Consider the following 17,080-nt stretch of genomic DNA (forward strand, 5'->3'; position numbering starts at 1 on the left):
CGAAAAACCTCACCAGCGCAGCGTTTTGCAAAACCTTACGCAAATGTGAGGGAAGGAAAAGAAGAACCGCGCGTCAGTCTTTCAGAATTTGGCGCAGACGCTCTTGTTCTTCTTCGCTGAGTTTATCACCGGGGCCGGAAGCCTGTGCATGCGCCCGTTTGCGCAAGAAGCTCCACCCCATGCCTGCTGCGATCAGCAACATGACGGGACCAGCCAGCCACAACATAAGGTTCGACCCTGTTATTGTGGGCTTTAGCAGTACGTATTCACCATAGCGGTCGACAATGAAATCCACCGCCTCCTGATCCGTGTCTCCGGCCACCAACCGCTCACGCAGAAGAATACGCAGGTCGCGCGCAAGATCGGCGTTGCTTTCGTCGATGCTTTCATTCCGGCACACCAGACAGCGCAGCCCGGTGCTGAGTTCCCGCGCGCGCTCTTCAAGCACGGGATCGTCCAGAATTTCATCCGGTTGCACGGCCATAAGCGGGCCAGCCATCAACATCAGGATCAGGATCAGAACGAGGCGTTTCATTCTGCGGGTACTCCGCTTGCTGGCGTCTTGCGTGCGCCTGCCGCCACTCGGAAGCGGCGGTCCGACAGGCTGAGCAAACCGCCCAGAGACATCAAAATGCACCCAGCCCAGATCCAGTTGGCCAGAGGTTTGATATAGGTGCGCATGACCCAACCTCCGTCCGCTTGCTGGTCTCCGATCACTACGTAGAGATCGCGCAGGAAGCGATAGTCAATCGCCGCCTCTGTCGTGGGCATACGCGCCACCGGATAGTCGCGTTTCTCGGGGTGTAGCATCGTGATCGGACGGCCATTCAACTCAACTGCAACGTCGGCGGTGGTCGAGAAATAATTCGGCCCCTCAACGCGTCGTACATCCTGCAGCGTCAATGTGAACTGACCAACCTCGAACGGCTCACCAGGTTGCGCAACGCGGATATCTTCCACCTCCCAAGCGGTTAAACCTGCGATGGCAAACATGGTGACACCCAGACCCGTATGAGCGACGGCCTTGCCCCAATCGGCACCCGGCAAGCGGAACAAGCGAGCAAGGCTGCCCTTGCGCCCCGTACGGCTCCACAGATCAACAATGGCTCCAAAGGTAATCCACGCCCCGAGGAACAGCCCCACTGGCCCCAACGCGCTACGCCCGGTCTGAAGAACCCAAACCAGTATCGCCAGTGCAACGGCCAAGACGAAAGCATAACGCAGAGACCACGCCGCCTTGCCTAAGCGACCGCGCTTCCACGGTATCATCGCACCCAATGGAAGGACTATCCCAAGCACTACCATAAAGGGCGTGAATGCAGCGTTGAAGAACGGCGCACCGACCGAAAGCTTTCGATCAAACGCCATCTCAGCCACCATCGGCCAGAGTGTGCCAAAGAACACCACGAAACAGCTGACTGCCAGCAGGATGTTGTTCAAAACCAGCGCACTTTCGCGGCTGACCATACCAAAGACACCCTTCGCCTCCATCGCTTGCGCGCGTGCGGCAAACAGGGTCAGGGCACCGCCTGTGAAGACCACGAGGATGAACAGGATGAACACGCCGCGCTCGGGGTCGTTGGCGAATGCGTGGACCGAAGTCAGCAGACCTGAGCGTACGATGAAGGTACCGATCAACGAGAAGCCGAAGGCGATGATCGCCAGCAAGATGGTCCAGCTTTTCAGCGCCTCGCGCTTTTCGACCACAATGGCCGAATGCAGCAGCGCGGCAGCAAGAAGCCAGGGCATGAAGCTGGCATTTTCAACCGGATCCCAGAACCAGAACCCGCCCCAACCAAGCTCGTAATAGGCCCACCAGGACCCAAGCGCGATGCCGATGGTCAGGAAGATCCAAGCAGCCAGAGTCCAGGGACGCACCCAACGCCCCCATGCCGCGTCAACCCGGCCTTCGATCAATGCAGCAACAGCAAAGCTAAACGCCATGCTGAGACCAACGTAGCCCAGATACAGGAACGGCGGGTGGAAGGCCAAACCCGGATCTTGCAAGAGTGGGTTGAGATCACGCCCGTCAAACGGCGGAACAGGCAACCGGTCAAAGGGGTTCGAGGTGAACAGAATGAAGGCATAAAACGCTACGCCGATCGCCGCTTGAACAGCCAGCACCCGTGCTTTCAACGTTGGTGGCAGCCCCCCGCCAAAGACCGCAGCCATGGCACCAAACAGCGCGACAATCAGCACCCACAGCAGCATCGATCCTTCGTGGTTACCCCAGGTTCCACTGACCTTGTAGAGCATTGGTTTCGCCGAATGGCTGTTCTCAACCACGATCCGTAACGAGAAGTCAGACGTCGTAAAAGCCCAGACCAGAGCGCCAAACGAAAACGCAGTCAGAATGAACTGTGTTATGGCTGCCGGCTCAGCAAATACCATCCATCCGGTCCAGCGTTTTGCGGCGCCTACAAGCGGTACCAAGGTCTGAACGATGGCAACCAGAAAGGCGAGGATCAGTGCGAAATGTCCGAGCTCTGTAATCATGGCGGACTTATAGTACGAAGGCCCGCCAAGCGCCATTCACATTCGCCCGCAACCGCCGTACACAATGTCGCGCCTTAGCTTCTGCGCAAGCGTCTCCATTCATTAAGCGCGGGGTTGGAGTCGGCCTTAACCTCTTCCGTCTCAATCGCTGTATCTGTGGTGTCGGAGCTATCGCTTTTCAAGGCACCAAGCGTTTCGAGGTTGGCGACAACATCGGGCAGAAGACGCATCGAGCTGCTGATTTCCCGTTGGAAATCCTGTGCTTTAACCTGATGGCGTGCCCCGAAATAGAAGGTGACGATAACGCCCAACAACCACCAGAGAGGCTCGGGTACAAGTGCGATGCCCTGCATTCGCTGGGCAAACCAAACCGGATCGATCATTGCGGAGACAAATAGTCCCAAAGTGCCCAATGCCATTGCCGGGCGCGGCAGGCGATTCAAACCGTCGATGAACCGATCAAAACAACCTTTCCCCTGAGCCTGAAACTCGGCTCCGAACTGGGTCATCGCCGAAGCTTGCAACATCGTCGCGCGCGCGGCCCCGCTTTCGCTGTTTTCGCGAAAAACTTCTGCCGTTTCCCTAACCACATTTCGACCACTGCCGAACAACAGGCCCAAAAGCCCCGAAATCAATCCCATTCCGAAACCCTCCGCTGAAACTCTGCATCATTCAGGTGATAGATGGGCGACAAAAACTCCTCAGCCCGTCTGATCCATCCGCCTTTCCCACCGGCCCTGGTTCTGGCGTATTTGCGCAATGCTGGTTTTCGATCCGCCAGCCGCAAGTAGTAGTTTCGACGTTCGATCCCATAGGCATCCCTCAGCACGGTTGGTTTTGGCTCTGCCGCATTCTCGCAGGCCTGCGCAGTCTGGGGTCCGACCAGCCCATCTATGGCAAGATCATATCCCATCCGGCGCAACAGATTCTGCAGAATCGTCACCGCCTGCACCCCCGCATTTACATGCATGTCGAATACCGTGGGCCATAACACCTCGGGTAACCGATCAATCTTGGGCCTCGAAAAATAGTGTTTCAGATAGATCTCAACGGCCTGCACTCGGGTCAACGCTCGCACATCGGCGCGGTTCACTGCCCTATCACCGGTCAAGTCCAGGCCCAAGCGTCGTATCGTGTGAATTGTGACACCGTACTTCGTCGCGCCGCCGGGATCATCCGGATCATCAACAAAGCCACCTTCGCGCGTAACGATACCTTCAGCGATCTGCCGAACCGTCTGCATTGAACCACCCCTTTGCTCAGATGGCTCAAACGGTCAAGCAAAGGCATTAACACCTCGACAAATCAAAGGGCGTTGCCCGCTTTCTGCGCGCAACACCCTGTTTCTTCTGTTCTAAAAAACCTCTGTCGGAGGAAGGCCGCCATGGCCTGTTCAGCTGTCGCCGCTCTCTTTGTAAACACCCTGCTCTTTCAGCGCGTCTACGACCTCTTTCGGCATGTAGGTTTCATCATGTTTCGCAAGAATTTCAGTCGCTTCGAAGACGCCATCGACGTAACTTCCAGTGCCCACCATCCCTTGGTTTTCAGAGAACAAGTCAGGCAGCACACCGGTGAAAGCCACGGGCACGCTCTCGCCCCCATCGGTCACAACGAAACGCACCGTCTCACCCTGCCCGCGAATGATCGAGCCTTCCTCGACCAGACCGCCGATGCGAAACACTTCGTTCGGTTGTGGAGGCTCGGCGATCACCTGACTAGGAGAGCGGAAGAAGTTAATGCCATCTTTCATGGCAACGCCAATCAACGCCGTCGATAGGGCCAAGGCCACCGCGGCTAGCACAATGATCTGAATTCGACGACGTTTCTTGAGCGTTTTCATACCGTCCTCACGGGAACAGAGGGGCCATCATCAGCCCCAGGGTTTCATCCTCACCTAACATCAGGTTAGCGTTCTGCAAGGCTTGCCCGCTGCTACCTTTTGTCAGGTTATCCAGTGCCGCAATCACGATGGCGCGGCGTTCGATCCGATCACCGACCACCCCGATGTGACAGAAGTTCGAACCGCGAACATGATGGGTCGAAGGTGTTTCTCCGAAGGGCAACATCTCAATGAAGGGTTCGCCTTCATAGGCCGATTGAAGCGTCTCATAAACGCTCTGCGGATCGCCCTTCACATATGTGGTGGCCAGAATGCCCCGGTTGGCCGGGATCAGATGCGGTGTGAACTGCACATGTACGGTACGACCCGCCAGTTCCGAGAACTCCTGATCGAACTCACCCAGATGCCGGTGCGTCCCACCTACCGCATAGGCGTTCGCGCCTTCGCTTAGCTCTGCGTGCAGCAGGTTCTCTTTCAAAGCGCGACCCGCACCCGAGACAGCGCATTTCAGGTCCAGAATGATGTCATCCAGATCAATCACGCCCGCCGAGATCAGCGGCCGCAGCACATATTGCCCGGTCGCGGCGTTGCATCCGGTCCCGGCGACCAGCCGCGCGGCGCGAATGTCATCCCGGTAAAACTCGGTGAGACCATAGACGGCTTCTTCTTGATGCCCCAGCGCGGCGTGCGGGTTGCCGTACCATTTCTGGTATTCATCGCCATCCCGCAGCCGGAAATCCGCCGAAAGGTCGACGATTTTCAGAGTATTGGGCAAGTCCCGAATGACTTCCTGACTGGTTTTATGCGGCAAGGCACAGAAACACAGATCGATCTGCGAAAAATCGATCTCAGAAATTTTGCAGAGCACCGGCAAATCCATATGGCGTAAATGTGGAAACACCTGTGCCATGGTCTGCCCTGCCTTGCGCTCGGCGGCCAGAGCTTTGATTTCCATATTCGGATGCCCGGCAATCAGCCGTACGAGTTCTGCGCCGGTATAGCCGGAAGCACCCAGGATTGCGATTTTGTGGGTCATGTCAGACCTCTTTCATTCATGTGTCACATGGGTGACCGCCGCTGTGACGGTCAACGAAATACGAGATGGAAAAGGTGCCGTCCTTGACCTTGGTCAGGCGGCCGCAAAGGTGATTTGTCGTCGGAGGAACTGGGTCGCACGATCCGTCACCACCCCCGGCTTGCCCGTTGTGAGGAAGCCAGACTTACCTTCACCCAGCATATTTGGATGGCGTTTCAGGTAATCTGCCAGGCTCTCAGCAACCAAGTCACCCTGACTGTAAACCTTCACATCCGGACCAAGCGCCTGCTGAAACGTCTCTGCCATCAGCGGATAATGTGTACAGCCCAGAATCGCTGCTTGCGGTTCCGGCATCTTGCGCTTCAGGGCATCAACATGGCTGCGCACCAAAGCCTCGGCCAAGATCATGTCACCGTCTTCAATGGCGTCGACGACACCGCCGCAGGCTTGTGCCTCTACGTCCACGCCAATCGCCCGGAACGCCAGTTCCCGCTGAAATGCGCGGCTGGACACGGTCGCGGGTGTCGCAAACAGCGCGACATGCTGCACCTGCACCTCGCGTGGTGGAGAGTTATCGCCCCATTGCCGTTCCGTCAGCGCCTCGATCAGAGGCACGAAGACACCCAGCACGCGCTTTCCCTCGGGGACACCCGCCTCTTGCATCCGACGCAGAGCGGCAGCGCTCGCGGTGTTGCAGGCCAGAATCACCAGATTGCAGCCGCTATCCCACAGGTTCTGCACAGCGTCTCGCGTCAGGTTATAGATATCCTCGGCATCGCGCACACCGTAGGGCGCGTGCGCGCTGTCCGCATAATACAGAAAATCCACGTCGGGCAGACGTTTCTGCGCGGCGTTCAGGACAGTCAGACCGCCCAACCCGGAATCAAAGATACCTACTGCCATTTGCCCCTTCAGGCGCGATGCCGTTCCTCGAATTCATAGCCATAGTCATAAGACTTCAGCGGCTCTGGAGACAGCTCATACGTGGCTTTGCGCAGGAAATCCATCATCTTGCGCGTATCCTTGCCCAGTGGGTCCAGAATGTCGCGCCCGATAGGCTCACCAACAACAACACGAACCGGGGTATCGACGCGCTTCTTAAACTCTTTGATCAGCAAACCCATCCGCAACGTGTTGTGCAAATGACTGGCGATCTGGAACAGGCGCGAGGTGTGGCCGTCAAAAAACAGAGGCACCACAGTCGCGTTGGATTTGGCAACCATCCGCGCGGTAAATCCGCGCCAGCCAGGATCCATCGGATGGGCAAATGGCTTGACCGCAGTGCTGACTGTACCACCCGGGAAAATCCCAATGGCACCACCTTCGCTCAGATAGTTCAAAGCGGTCTTTCTGGTCTCAAGGTTCAGCTTCATCGCCTCTTTCGTCTCATCGAACGAGATCGGAAGGATGATGCGATTGATATCCTCGGCTTTACGGAAAACACGATTTGCCAGAATGCGAAAATCTCCGCGCGCCTGGGACAGGATATGTCCCATCATCAGCCCATCCAAAATGCCATAGGGATGGTTGGCAATTAGAATCAGCGGCCCATCCTGAGGAATGTTCGACAGCGCGCCACCGACCACGTCCAATGTCAGACCATAGCGATCCACCATTACGGACCAGAAATCACGCCCCTGTGCGACCTCTTGCTCGTACCCATCGGCGCGCCGGATCAGGCGCATGCGGCCGGTTGTGTTCTCCATCAGCTTGATCATCATCCGCCCGCCCCGCGTTTCTGCGGAGTGGGCGTAGGATATGTCACGGGCGACGTGATGGCGCGAAGGCATTGGCTACTCCGGATTGCTGCCGCCTAGATAAGGCCGGATCGCCATTTTGCATAGCTTACGTGACAGGCTTGTGAAGCTTTACTCTGCCGCAGCCTGCAGTTCTGGCCCACCATCGCGGATGACAGCCAGCAATTCCTCGCGTCGTTTTGCGGCCTTGGCTTCGTTTGCCACCAGCACCGGGCCAAAGCCACGAATGTCCAGCGGCAGAGCGGCAAGCGCAGCGATCGCATCATTGGTCTCAGGCGTCAGTTTGGGCAGAACCTCTTTCATGTCTTTTTCATACTGGCGGATCAAAGCGCGCTCCATTTTGCGCTCTGCCGTGTACCCAAAGATATCCAGAGGCGTGCCACGCAGGCCTTTCAGCTTTGCGAGTATCTTAAACGGCCCCAGAAACCACTCACCGAACGCCTTCTTGGCCGGACGCCCGTTCTCACCCTTCGTTCCCAAAGTCGGAGGCGCAAGGTGGAAGGTCATCTTGAAGTCACCGTCAAACTCGGCTTCCGCCTTCTGGCGACTGTCGAGCAGCAACCGTGCGACCTCGTATTCATCCTTGTACGACAAGAGTTTATGGTAACCCTTGGCTATTGCCTCACGGACTTTTTGATCATTGACGCTTTCAACCAGTTTGCGATAGCGCTTCGCCAATCGCTTGCTCTGATAGTCGGTCAGATGCGCAGCGCGGAAATCAATCACCTGATCGAGTGTCTTTGGCAGCTCCGCCACATTCGGGCGCAAAATACCGGCTGCCTCTTCGGGATGGGTCACCGCCCAGCGACCGACCTCAAACGCCCGTTTATTGCGTTCAACCGCTGCGCCATTCAGCTCAATCGCCTCGACGATCGCCTGATGGCTGATCGGCAACAAACCACGCTGCCAAGCCGCGCCGAAGATCATCATGTTGGAATAAATCGAATCCCCCATCACGGCGCGCGCCAGATCTGTGGCATCAAACAGGGCCACTCCGTCCTTCAGTCGCGCCTGAAGGGCAAGCTGCAGCTGATCGCTGGGGATCGTGAATTCGGTATCACGGGTAAAGTCGCCGGTGATGATCTCATGACTGTTCACCACTGCCCCGGTTCGACCGGTCTGCGTAAGACCCAGCGTTTTAGCCCCTGCAGAAACCACCAGATCACCACCAATTAGCGCATCCGCTTCACCCGTGGCGACACGAATGGCGCTGATGTCCTCGGGTCGGTTGGCCAGGCGACAGTGGATATGAACGGCACCGCCCTTCTGCGCGAGGCCTGCCATCTCCATCATTCCGGCGCCTTTACCGTCAATCTGCGCTGCCTGTGCAAGAATCGCACCAATCGTGACGACGCCGGTTCCGCCAACACCCGTGATCACCACGTTATGGGTGCCATCGATCTGCGGTAGTACAGGGTCCGGCAGGTCCGGCAGGTCTAGCTCTGTTGTTGCTTCCTTCCGGATTTTCGCACCTTCAACGGTCACGAACGACGGGCAGAATCCGTTCAGGCATGAGAAATCTTTGTTGCAGCTTGACTGATCAATCGCCCGTTTGCGGCCAAGTTCAGTCTCTTTGGGAACAATGGATACGCAATTCGACTGAACACCACAGTCTCCGCAACCTTCACAAATGTCAGTGTTGATAAACACCCGCTTATCGGGATCCGGGAACGTGCCGCGTTTACGCCGCCTGCGCTTTTCGGCAGCGCAGGTTTGGACATAAACAATAACCGATACCCCCTCTATTTCACGGAACTTTTCCTGAACCTGCATCAACTTGGCACGCTCGAAGGTCTCAACGCCTGAGGGTAAGGCGGTGAAATTCACATCTTCCTTTTCGTCATAGACAACGGCCACATTGCTGACGCCCATCGCCTTGACCTCGGCCACGATACGTTCGGCGCTCAGCCCGCCTTCGTTCTCTTGCCCACCGGTCATTGCAACCGCGTCGTTATAGAGAATCTTGAAGGTGATGTTCGTACCAGCCGCCAGCGCCGCACGGATCGCCTGCACGCCCGAGTGGTTATAGGTCCCGTCTCCGAGGTTCTGGAACACGTGTTCGGTGGTCGAAAACGGAGCTTCGCCGATCCAATTCGCCCCTTCTCCGCCCATCTGCGTGAAACCGGTGGTTTCGCGATCCATCCACTGCACCATGTAGTGACAACCGATCCCTGCATAAGCCCGGCTACCCTCTGGCAGTTTGGTCGAACTGTTATGCGGACATCCTGAACAGAAGTATGGCAAACGCGCAGCAATCTCCTGAGCGTTATCAGCCCGTCGTGCCTCGGAAAGTGCTTCCAGACCGGCGCGCACGCCATCCGTGTCGCGCCCTTCTTCGATCAGGATCTCGCCAAGTTTCTCGGCGATCATGATCGGGTCAAGCGCCCCACGTGTCGGGAAAAGCTCTTCACGATGTAGCGTGCCGGCCCCGCCCTTGTACCAGCCGTAAACACGGCGTCCGCGCCGGTCATCGAAGATCGCCTCTTTGACCTGCACCTCGATCAGCTTGCGTTTCTCCTCGACGATCACGATCAGGTCCAGCCCTTCAGCCCAATCGTGGAAACCCTTCATATCCAAGGGGAATGTCTGGCCGATCTTATAGGTGGTAATGCCCAGACGCTCGGCTTCTTCCGCGTTGATGTTCAGCAGCGACATCGCATGAGCCAAGTCCAGCCAGTTCTTGCCTGCCGCCACAAACCCGATCTTGGCGCCGGGCTTACCCCAGACACGCTTGTCCAGCTTGTTGGCATGCGAGAACACCTCAGCCGCAAAGCGCTTGTGGTCGATCACACGCGTTTCCTGAAGATGCGGCGTGTCGCCTAGCCGAATGTTCAAACCACCTTCGGGCATATCGAACTGAGGAGTAACCAGTTGCATCCGATCCGGGCGGCCATCGACGACCGAGGTCACCTCAATCGTGTCCTTCATGGTCTTCAGCCCGACCCAAACCCCTGCGAACCGGCTGAGCGCGAAGCCGTAGATGCCGTAATCCAGTATCTCTTGCACACCTGCGGGACTGACCACGGGCATATACATATCCACCAGCGACCATTCCGATTGATGCAACACGGTCGAACTTTCGCCCGTGTGGTCATCGCCCATCGCCATCAAAACACCGCCATGCTTGGCCGTGCCCGCCATATTGGCATGGCGCATCACGTCACCGGATCGGTCGACGCCGGGGCCCTTCCCGTACCAGAGGCCAAAAACACCATCGAATTTCCCGTCGCCACGCAATCCCGCCTGCTGGCTACCCCACAACGCAGTTGCTGCCAGATCCTCGTTCAAACCGAACTGAAATGTGACATCGCTTTCGGCCAGCTGCTTCTCTGCGCGGGACATCTGTAGATCAACCGCGCCAAGAGGTGACCCCCGATAGCCGGTGACCAGACCCGCCGTGTTCAATCCCGCCTGCGTATCACGCGCCTTTTGCATCAGCATAAGCCGCACAAGCGCCTGTGTACCGTTCAGTAGGACCGGGCTTTTGGACAGATCAAAGCGGTCGTTGAGCGAAATCTTTGGCTGACTCATCAGACGTCTCCCCTCGTCGGATTAGTGTGCTTCATTCTTGTGTATTTTAGGTCACAATTACTGACCTGTATAGTAATTTTACCCTATTCCATAACGATTTCCGGGTTTGATTGTGGAATTTGTTACGTGTTTCATATAGGGCTTCCCAAAGATAACGAAAGTTGCGGCGATGGATTGGGATAAGCTCAGAATATTTCATGCGGTTGCGGATGCAGGCAGCCTCACGCATGCAGGAGACAAGCTTAATTTGTCTCAATCTGCAGTGAGCCGTCAGATTCGGGCGCTCGAAGAATCGCTGGATGCGACCCTTTTTCACCGCCACGCACGCGGACTGATTCTAACGGAACAGGGTGAGCTGCTTTTTGATGCAACCTCGACCATGTCCAAGCGCCTTGATGCGGCTGCGGCGCGCATTCGCGACAGCGAGGATGAGGTTTTCGGCGTCCTGCGTGTGACCACCACCTTTGGCTTCGGGACTCTTTGGCTGGCCCCGCGCCTGCCGAAGCTCTACGAGCAATATCCTGATCTGAACATTGACCTGATGCTGGAAGAACGCGTGCTGGACCTGCCCATGCGCGAGGCGGATGTCGCCATCCGCATGAAAGAGCCCAGCCAGGCCGATCTGGTCAGAAAGCGGCTGATGACCGTTCAGATGCTGCTTTATGCAACTCCGACCTATCTTGAGACCCACGGTGGCGCGCCCGGAACGCTTGAGGAGATCTCAAAGCATCGGCTGATCTGCCAAACACCCTCGGCCCCCCAAGTCGGAGCAAGTGCGGCGATGGTACGTCATCTGATGACTTACAACCCTGCCTCGCTGATGACGGTAAACAACTACTTCGGAGTTCTTCAGGGGGTGATACACGATCTCGGGATCGGCGTACTTCCCGATTATGTGACCGATGACTTTCCTGATCTGGTACCGGTCCTGTCCGATATCGAAAGCGCGGACGTGCCCGTTTACCTCGCCTACCCCGAAGAATTGCGTCATTCCAAACGGATAGCGGCATTTCGTGACTTCGTTCAGGATGAGATCATCGCCCATCGCAAGCAGCTTCGGCAGTTGGGCAAACTTTAGCTATGCACCAAAAGCATAGCGGGCATGACGTCTAAAGACCCCAATAATCCTTGATCGTTCATAAAGTGATCCCTAAATGAGCAATCGAAGGCGGTGATGCTGTAACGCTCATCATCTTCATACCTCCCTGTTGGACTACGGCCGAGCTTAGTGCTCGGCCTTTTTTTTGGTCATACCCGGCATCAAGTCTGCGAAACTTCTGGGAAAAATGCACGCATAAGCATATGATCCCGAAAACGATAGAAATTTCGTGTTCGAGGGCAAATCTATGTTCCATCCATTCCGCCTGGTGCTGGCGATTGTATCCGCATTGTTTCTTGCGGTTCCGCTTTATGCACAAGATACCGGCGCCACGGCAACGGTCACCATCCCTGAAGATCTTACCCCCGAACAGGTAGACGACCTGGTCGCACGCATGTCCGACGATCAGGTGCGCGCGATTCTATTGGAACGCCTTGATGCGGTTGCTGAAAAACAGGCCGCAGAGAAAGCGAGTGTCGACGACCCGCTGACGGAAATTAGCGAAATCTGGGCTGAAATGGTTTCATCCTGGACACATGTTCTGACCACGCTACCCAATATCGTGACCGCACAGATTACCGCGTTCAGCAATTTCTCGGATACGTTCGGGACAACTGGGGTCTTTGTGCTTATGGGGCTGGTCCTATCGGTGCTGATTGCAGGGTTCATAGCCGAGAAACTGTTCATCTTCCTGACCCGGCGCTGGCACGAGGCGACCGAGGTCGCCGATGAAGCCGACCTATGGGGCGCTGTGCGATACCTGTTCCGCCGCTTCTGCCGCGAGATCGCCGGGCTGATCGTGTTCTACGTGGTCATTCGTGCCATCGGGCGTGGTCTGTTGACCACTGAACAGATCACCTATGCCGCGCCGTTTGTGTTCTATCTGATCTGGGTGCCACGCCTTGGGGCTGCCGCGTCGCGCTTTGTGCTGGCCCCTGAGAAACCGCAATTCCGGCTGGTCAATATTGACGATCATTGGGCCAAATACCTGCATCGCAACCTAATCGGCCTGCTGATCCTGATCGGCTTCACTCTGTTCGTCATCCGGTTCAACGCGCTTAATGGCGTCACCGGTGACGATACCCGCATCGGCTTCTGGCTGAACGCTGCGATCCATATCTATATCGGCGTCATCGCCTGGACTGCACGCGAGGGGTTGTCCCAAATGATGTTGGGCACCGACCCGGACCACACCAGGTTCGACGAGGAGGTCGCGCGTTATTACCCCTATTTCGCCATTGGCGTCTCGGTGGTGATCTGGCTGCTGGTTGAGTTTCTGATTGCCCAACGCGATCCTGCGGTGATGCGCGTGCTGGTCAACGGGGCGCATTTCAACACCATGTTCTGGCTGCTGATCGCACCGGCGCTTGATACCCTGATACGCGGATTGGTCCGTCACCTGCAGCCGCCAATGTCCGGTGAAGGGCCGCTGGCCGAGCGTGCGTATCGGTCGGCCAAGCGCAGCTATATCCGCATCGGTCGCGTGGTTGCAGGGCTATTTGTGGTCTTCATGATTGCAAACGCATGGCAATTGGACCTGCGCCATGTCGCCTCGGCCGGGGTCAGCGCTGAGGTGGGCGGAACTATCATCGAGTTCCTGCTGATCATCGCCATAGGCTACATCATGAACGAGGTCGTCTCGTTGTGGATCAATCGCCGTCTGGCCAAGGAACAGACCGCAGCCGAAGCCCTAGACGAAGAAGCCGGCGGTGAAGGCGGCGGTGCGGGCGGGTCACGCTTGGCCACAGTTCTGCCGCTGCTGCGGATCACTGCGCAGGTTACGATTGCTGTTATCTTCGGGCTTTTGGCCCTTGGTGCGCTGGGTATCAACATTACTCCGCTTCTGGCCGGCGCAGGTGTTCTGGGTCTGGCCATCGGCTTTGGTGCGCAGAAACTGGTTGCCGATATCGTCGGCGGCATCTTCTTCCTGATCGACGATGCCTTCCGGGTCGGCGAATATGTCGATGTGGGTGGTACTATGGGTACGGTTGAGAAAATCTCAATCCGTTCGATGCAACTGCGTCACCATCGCGGCCCGGTTCATACGATCCCTTATGGCGAGATTCAGAAGCTGACCAATTTCAGCCGTGACTGGGTGATCATGAAGCTGAAATTCACCGTGCCCTTCGACACTGATCCCAACAAGGTAAAGAAAATCTTCAAGAAGATCGGTGCCGAGATGATGCAAGACGAGGTTCACAAGGATGGCTTTCTGCAGCCGTTCAAATCTCAGGGTGTGTTCGACTTCGATGATGTTGGCATGATCATCCGCGGCAAGTTCATGGCCAAGCCGGGCAAGCAGTTCACGCTTCGTAAGGAAATCTTCAACCGCGTGAAGGCTGAATTCAACGCCAACGGCATCGACTTTGCCCGCCGCGAGGTGCGCGTCGCCATTCCCGGACTGGAAGAGGCCGAGAACCTGAGCGAAGAACAAAAGGCAGCGGTAGGTGCTGCGGCGGCCGATACGGTCAACAAAGGACAAAACCCGGCCTGATGTCTTTGCTTCATCCAATCTCAGGCATTGGCTGAAGCAAATGACTTGGACACTCACCGCGGAACCGGTCTTATGGTCGGTTCCGTTTTTCATTCTCTGATGCCCCTGCGCGGGTTTGGCCCTTTCCTCAAGCGGCCCATTGCCCTAAAAGGCGCGCAATCTCGGCCCACTTGGACACAGGACAGAAGATGCAAGAGCCCGCAATCACACCCGATCTGATCGCCGCACACGGGCTCAAGCCCGAGGAATATGACATGATCCTCGAGATCATCGGGCGCGAGCCGACCTTCACCGAGCTTGGCATTTTCTCGGCCATGTGGAACGAGCACTGCTCCTACAAATCGTCCAAGAAGTGGCTGCGCACCCTGCCGACCTCTGGCCCTCAGGTGATCTGCGGCCCGGGTGAGAATGCGGGCGTGGTCGATATCGGCGATGGCCAAGCCGTGGTGTTCAAGATGGAAAGCCACAACCACCCCTCCTACATCGAACCGTATCAAGGCGCGGCGACTGGCGTGGGTGGTATCCTGCGTGATGTCTTCACCATGGGCGCGCGCCCGATTGCATCGATGAATGCGCTGTCCTTTGGCGAACCCGCCCACCACAAGACCCGTCAATTGGTGAATGGCGTGGTTGAAGGTATCGGCGGTTATGGCAACTGCTTTGGCGTACCTTGTGTCGGTGGCGAGGTTCGCTTCCACCCCGCATACAATGGCAACTGCCTGGTGAACGCGTTTGCCGCTGGTTTGGCCGACAGCGATAAGATCTTCTACTCGGCCGCATCCGGCGTCGGCATGCCCGTGGTGTATCTGGGCGCTAAAACCGGCCGTGACGGCGTGGGCGGTGCGACCATGGCCTCGGCCGAGTTTGACGATACCATCGAGGAAAAACGCCCCACGGTTCAGGTCGGCGACCCCTTCACCGAAAAACGTCTGATGGAGGCCACGCTGGAACTGATGCAGACCGGCGCCGTGATCTCGATCCAGGACATGGGTGCTGCGGGCCTGACCTGTTCGGCCGTTGAGATGGGTGACAAAGGTGGCCTTGGCGTGCGTCTCGATCTGGAAAACGTACCCCAGCGCGAAGAGAACATGACAGCATATGAGATGATGCTGTCGGAATCTCAGGAACGCATGCTGATGGTGCTGAAGCCCGAGCTCGAGGCCGAGGCCCGCGCTGTATTCGAGAAATGGGACCTTGATTTTGCAATCGTCGGCGAAACGATCGCCGAGGACCGTTTCTTGATCATGCACAATGGCGAAGTCAAAGCCGATCTCGTGCTGTCCAAACTGTCCTCGACCGCACCAGAATATGACCGTCCATGGGAGCCCACACCCGCAGCTGAGGAGCTGGCCGAGGTTCCTCAGATTGACCCGATTGATGGCCTGCGCGCCCTGCTCGCTTCGCCCAACTACGCGGGCAAGCAATGGGTCTATGAGCAATATGACACCATGGTCATGGCCGACAGCACCCGCACTCCGGGTCTGGGCGCGGGAATGGTCCGCGTGCATGGCACAGACAAGGTGCTGGCTTTCACCAGCGACGTGACTCCGCGCTATGTCCGCGCCAACCCGGTTGAGGGCGGCAAGCAGGCGGTGGCTGAGGCCTATCGCAACCTGACCGCTGTTGGTGCCAAACCGCTGGCTACCACAGACAACCTGAACTTCGGCAATCCCGAAAAGCCCGAGATCATGGGGCAGTTCGTCGGCGCGATTCAAGGTATCGGTGCTGCCGTTGGTGCGCTGGACATGCCCATCGTGTCTGGCAATGTCTCGCTTTATAACGAAACCGACGGTCAGGCGATCCTGCCTACACCGACCATCGGCGCAGTTGGCTTGCTGGCACATTCAGACGACATCATCGGCAATGAAGTCCGCGAGGGTCATGTGGCGCTGGTGATCGGCGAAACCAAAGGTCATCTGGGTCAATCCGCACTGCTGGCCGAAGTGTTCAATCGCGAAGACGGTGACGCACCGCAGGTTGATCTGGACGCGGAAAAGCGTAACGGAGACTTCATCCGAGCCAATCGTCAGATGATCAAGGCTTGCACCGACTTGGGCGATGGCGGCCTTGCCTTGGCGGCCTTTGAACTGGCCGAAGCTGCAGGTGTTGGCGTCTGCCTCGACGATGCCGCGACCGAATTCCTGTTTGGCGAAGACCAGGCGCGCTATCTGGTGGCTTGCAACTTCGATCAGGCCGAGGCCCTGATGATTGCGGCCGGTCAGGCCGGTGTTCCACTGGTTTCGGTCGGTCGTTTCACCGGTGACTGCGTGAAGATCGGCAATTCCGAAGCTTCGCTGGCCGAGCTGACCGATACCTTCCGCAGCAGCTTTGCCGAGGCCGTCGCCTGATCGGCGCACCCTTCGACAGGTTCATATCAGCAAATCCTGTACGTAGCCCTACGTGCAGGATTTGCTGTTTTACCGCACCGCTCCCATCTTGCACGCTCCGGTGCATCGCTCTACATCTTGGGAAAGACCTTCAGGAGTGAACCTACATGCCGATGAGCGCCCACGAGATTGAAACTCTGCTACGCGAAAGCTTTCCCAATGCGGAAATCCAGGTTGGTGGCAGCGATGGCGTACACATGTCCGCCATGGTCGTGGACGAAAGCTTTCGAGGTAAGAACCGCGTCCAGCAGCAGCGCGCGGTCTATGCGGCCTTGAAAGGCAAGATGGACGGCCCAGATGGAGAGCTGCACGCATTGGCGCTGACCACTAAAGTACCGGAATGAAAACCACGTTTTGGGATCTTCTGTCGGCCATAGTTCGTTGGAGAGTACCGAAGACCGAAGGTAAGCCTCCGTTAGGCATGGAAGCAACGAATGTTG

Annotated in this window: 13 protein-coding genes; 4 read left to right on the top strand and 9 right to left on the bottom strand. The window is 57.1% G+C overall.

Going from position 1 to position 17,080, the window contains the following annotated elements:
• Positions 1-73 precede the first annotated feature (73 nt).
• The 9 genes from ACR3EM_RS06040 to ACR3EM_RS06080 all read right to left on the bottom strand — a co-directional run bounded on the left by ACR3EM_RS06040 (position 74) and on the right by ACR3EM_RS06080 (position 10,660).
• The gene (locus ACR3EM_RS06040) at positions 74-535 is read right to left on the bottom strand and encodes a cytochrome c-type biogenesis protein (RefSeq protein ID WP_480469898.1); all 462 of its coding nucleotides are present in this window, start codon (positions 533-535) and stop codon (positions 74-76) included.
• Positions 532-2,496 carry a heme lyase CcmF/NrfE family subunit gene (locus ACR3EM_RS06045; RefSeq protein WP_480469899.1) on the bottom strand — a complete coding sequence of 655 codons (1,965 nt, stop codon included), beginning with the start codon at positions 2,494-2,496 and terminating at the stop codon, positions 532-534. Before ACR3EM_RS06045 ends, ACR3EM_RS06040 begins: the two co-directional genes overlap by 4 nt.
• Before the next feature lie 74 nt (positions 2,497-2,570).
• A complete protein-coding gene (locus tag ACR3EM_RS06050; RefSeq protein ID WP_480469900.1) occupies positions 2,571-3,137 on the bottom strand; it encodes a holin family protein in 567 nt (188 codons plus the stop codon).
• Entirely contained in the window at positions 3,128-3,739 is a 612-nt protein-coding gene (locus tag ACR3EM_RS06055) for a holin-associated N-acetylmuramidase (protein ID WP_480469901.1), read from the bottom strand. Before ACR3EM_RS06055 ends, ACR3EM_RS06050 begins: the two co-directional genes overlap by 10 nt.
• Positions 3,740-3,889: 150 nt before the next feature.
• On the bottom strand, positions 3,890-4,336 hold the full coding sequence (gene ccmE, locus ACR3EM_RS06060) for a cytochrome c maturation protein CcmE (RefSeq protein ID WP_480469902.1): 447 nt from the start codon (positions 4,334-4,336) through the stop codon (positions 3,890-3,892).
• A 7-nt stretch (positions 4,337-4,343) separates the two neighbouring features.
• Positions 4,344-5,372, bottom strand: coding sequence for an N-acetyl-gamma-glutamyl-phosphate reductase (gene argC / locus ACR3EM_RS06065; RefSeq protein ID WP_480469903.1), 1,029 nt, complete (start codon positions 5,370-5,372; stop codon positions 4,344-4,346).
• A gap of 93 nt (positions 5,373-5,465) precedes the next feature.
• Positions 5,466-6,275 (bottom strand): glutamate racemase, encoded by an 810-nt coding sequence (locus ACR3EM_RS06070; protein ID WP_480469904.1) that lies wholly within the window; start codon positions 6,273-6,275, stop codon positions 5,466-5,468.
• Between the two features lie 8 nt (positions 6,276-6,283).
• On the bottom strand, positions 6,284-7,162 hold the full coding sequence (locus ACR3EM_RS06075; RefSeq protein WP_480469905.1) for a lysophospholipid acyltransferase family protein: 879 nt from the start codon (positions 7,160-7,162) through the stop codon (positions 6,284-6,286).
• 78 nt (positions 7,163-7,240) lie between these two features.
• Positions 7,241-10,660, bottom strand: a complete 3,420-nt coding sequence (locus tag ACR3EM_RS06080) for an indolepyruvate ferredoxin oxidoreductase family protein (RefSeq protein ID WP_480469906.1) — start codon at positions 10,658-10,660, stop codon at positions 7,241-7,243.
• Positions 10,661-10,829: 169 nt separating this feature from the next.
• Here ACR3EM_RS06080 and ACR3EM_RS06085 point away from each other — a divergent pair, with 169 nt between their 5' ends.
• From ACR3EM_RS06085 to ACR3EM_RS06100, 4 genes are all read left to right on the top strand, one after another.
• Positions 10,830-11,738, top strand: coding sequence for a LysR family transcriptional regulator (locus tag ACR3EM_RS06085; protein WP_480469907.1), 909 nt, complete (start codon positions 10,830-10,832; stop codon positions 11,736-11,738).
• Positions 11,739-12,006: 268 nt separating this feature from the next.
• A complete protein-coding gene (locus ACR3EM_RS06090) occupies positions 12,007-14,253 on the top strand; it encodes a mechanosensitive ion channel family protein (protein WP_480469908.1) in 2,247 nt (748 codons plus the stop codon).
• A gap of 188 nt (positions 14,254-14,441) precedes the next feature.
• Positions 14,442-16,601, top strand: coding sequence for a phosphoribosylformylglycinamidine synthase subunit PurL (gene purL / locus ACR3EM_RS06095; RefSeq protein WP_480469909.1), 2,160 nt, complete (start codon positions 14,442-14,444; stop codon positions 16,599-16,601).
• Between the two features lie 146 nt (positions 16,602-16,747).
• Positions 16,748-16,984 (top strand): BolA/IbaG family iron-sulfur metabolism protein, encoded by a 237-nt coding sequence (locus ACR3EM_RS06100; RefSeq protein WP_039530494.1) that lies wholly within the window; start codon positions 16,748-16,750, stop codon positions 16,982-16,984.
• Positions 16,985-17,080 lie beyond the last annotated feature (96 nt).

This window comes from Ruegeria sp. AH3 (genome assembly GCF_056536265.1).

Coding starts and splice junctions, on each gene's coding strand:
- ACR3EM_RS06040 (WP_480469898.1), bottom strand. CDS start 535: ATGAAACGCCTCGTTCTGATCCTGATCCTGATGTTGATGGCTGGCCCG.
- ACR3EM_RS06045 (WP_480469899.1), bottom strand. CDS start 2,496: ATGATTACAGAGCTCGGACATTTCGCACTGATCCTCGCCTTTCTGGTT.
- ACR3EM_RS06050 (WP_480469900.1), bottom strand. CDS start 3,137: ATGGGATTGATTTCGGGGCTTTTGGGCCTGTTGTTCGGCAGTGGTCGA.
- ACR3EM_RS06055 (WP_480469901.1), bottom strand. CDS start 3,739: ATGCAGACGGTTCGGCAGATCGCTGAAGGTATCGTTACGCGCGAAGGT.
- ccmE (WP_480469902.1), bottom strand. CDS start 4,336: ATGAAAACGCTCAAGAAACGTCGTCGAATTCAGATCATTGTGCTAGCC.
- argC (WP_480469903.1), bottom strand. CDS start 5,372: ATGACCCACAAAATCGCAATCCTGGGTGCTTCCGGCTATACCGGCGCA.
- ACR3EM_RS06070 (WP_480469904.1), bottom strand. CDS start 6,275: ATGGCAGTAGGTATCTTTGATTCCGGGTTGGGCGGTCTGACTGTCCTG.
- ACR3EM_RS06075 (WP_480469905.1), bottom strand. CDS start 7,162: ATGCCTTCGCGCCATCACGTCGCCCGTGACATATCCTACGCCCACTCC.
- ACR3EM_RS06080 (WP_480469906.1), bottom strand. CDS start 10,660: ATGAGTCAGCCAAAGATTTCGCTCAACGACCGCTTTGATCTGTCCAAA.
- ACR3EM_RS06085 (WP_480469907.1), top strand. CDS start 10,830: ATGGATTGGGATAAGCTCAGAATATTTCATGCGGTTGCGGATGCAGGC.
- ACR3EM_RS06090 (WP_480469908.1), top strand. CDS start 12,007: ATGTTCCATCCATTCCGCCTGGTGCTGGCGATTGTATCCGCATTGTTT.
- purL (WP_480469909.1), top strand. CDS start 14,442: ATGCAAGAGCCCGCAATCACACCCGATCTGATCGCCGCACACGGGCTC.
- ACR3EM_RS06100 (WP_039530494.1), top strand. CDS start 16,748: ATGCCGATGAGCGCCCACGAGATTGAAACTCTGCTACGCGAAAGCTTT.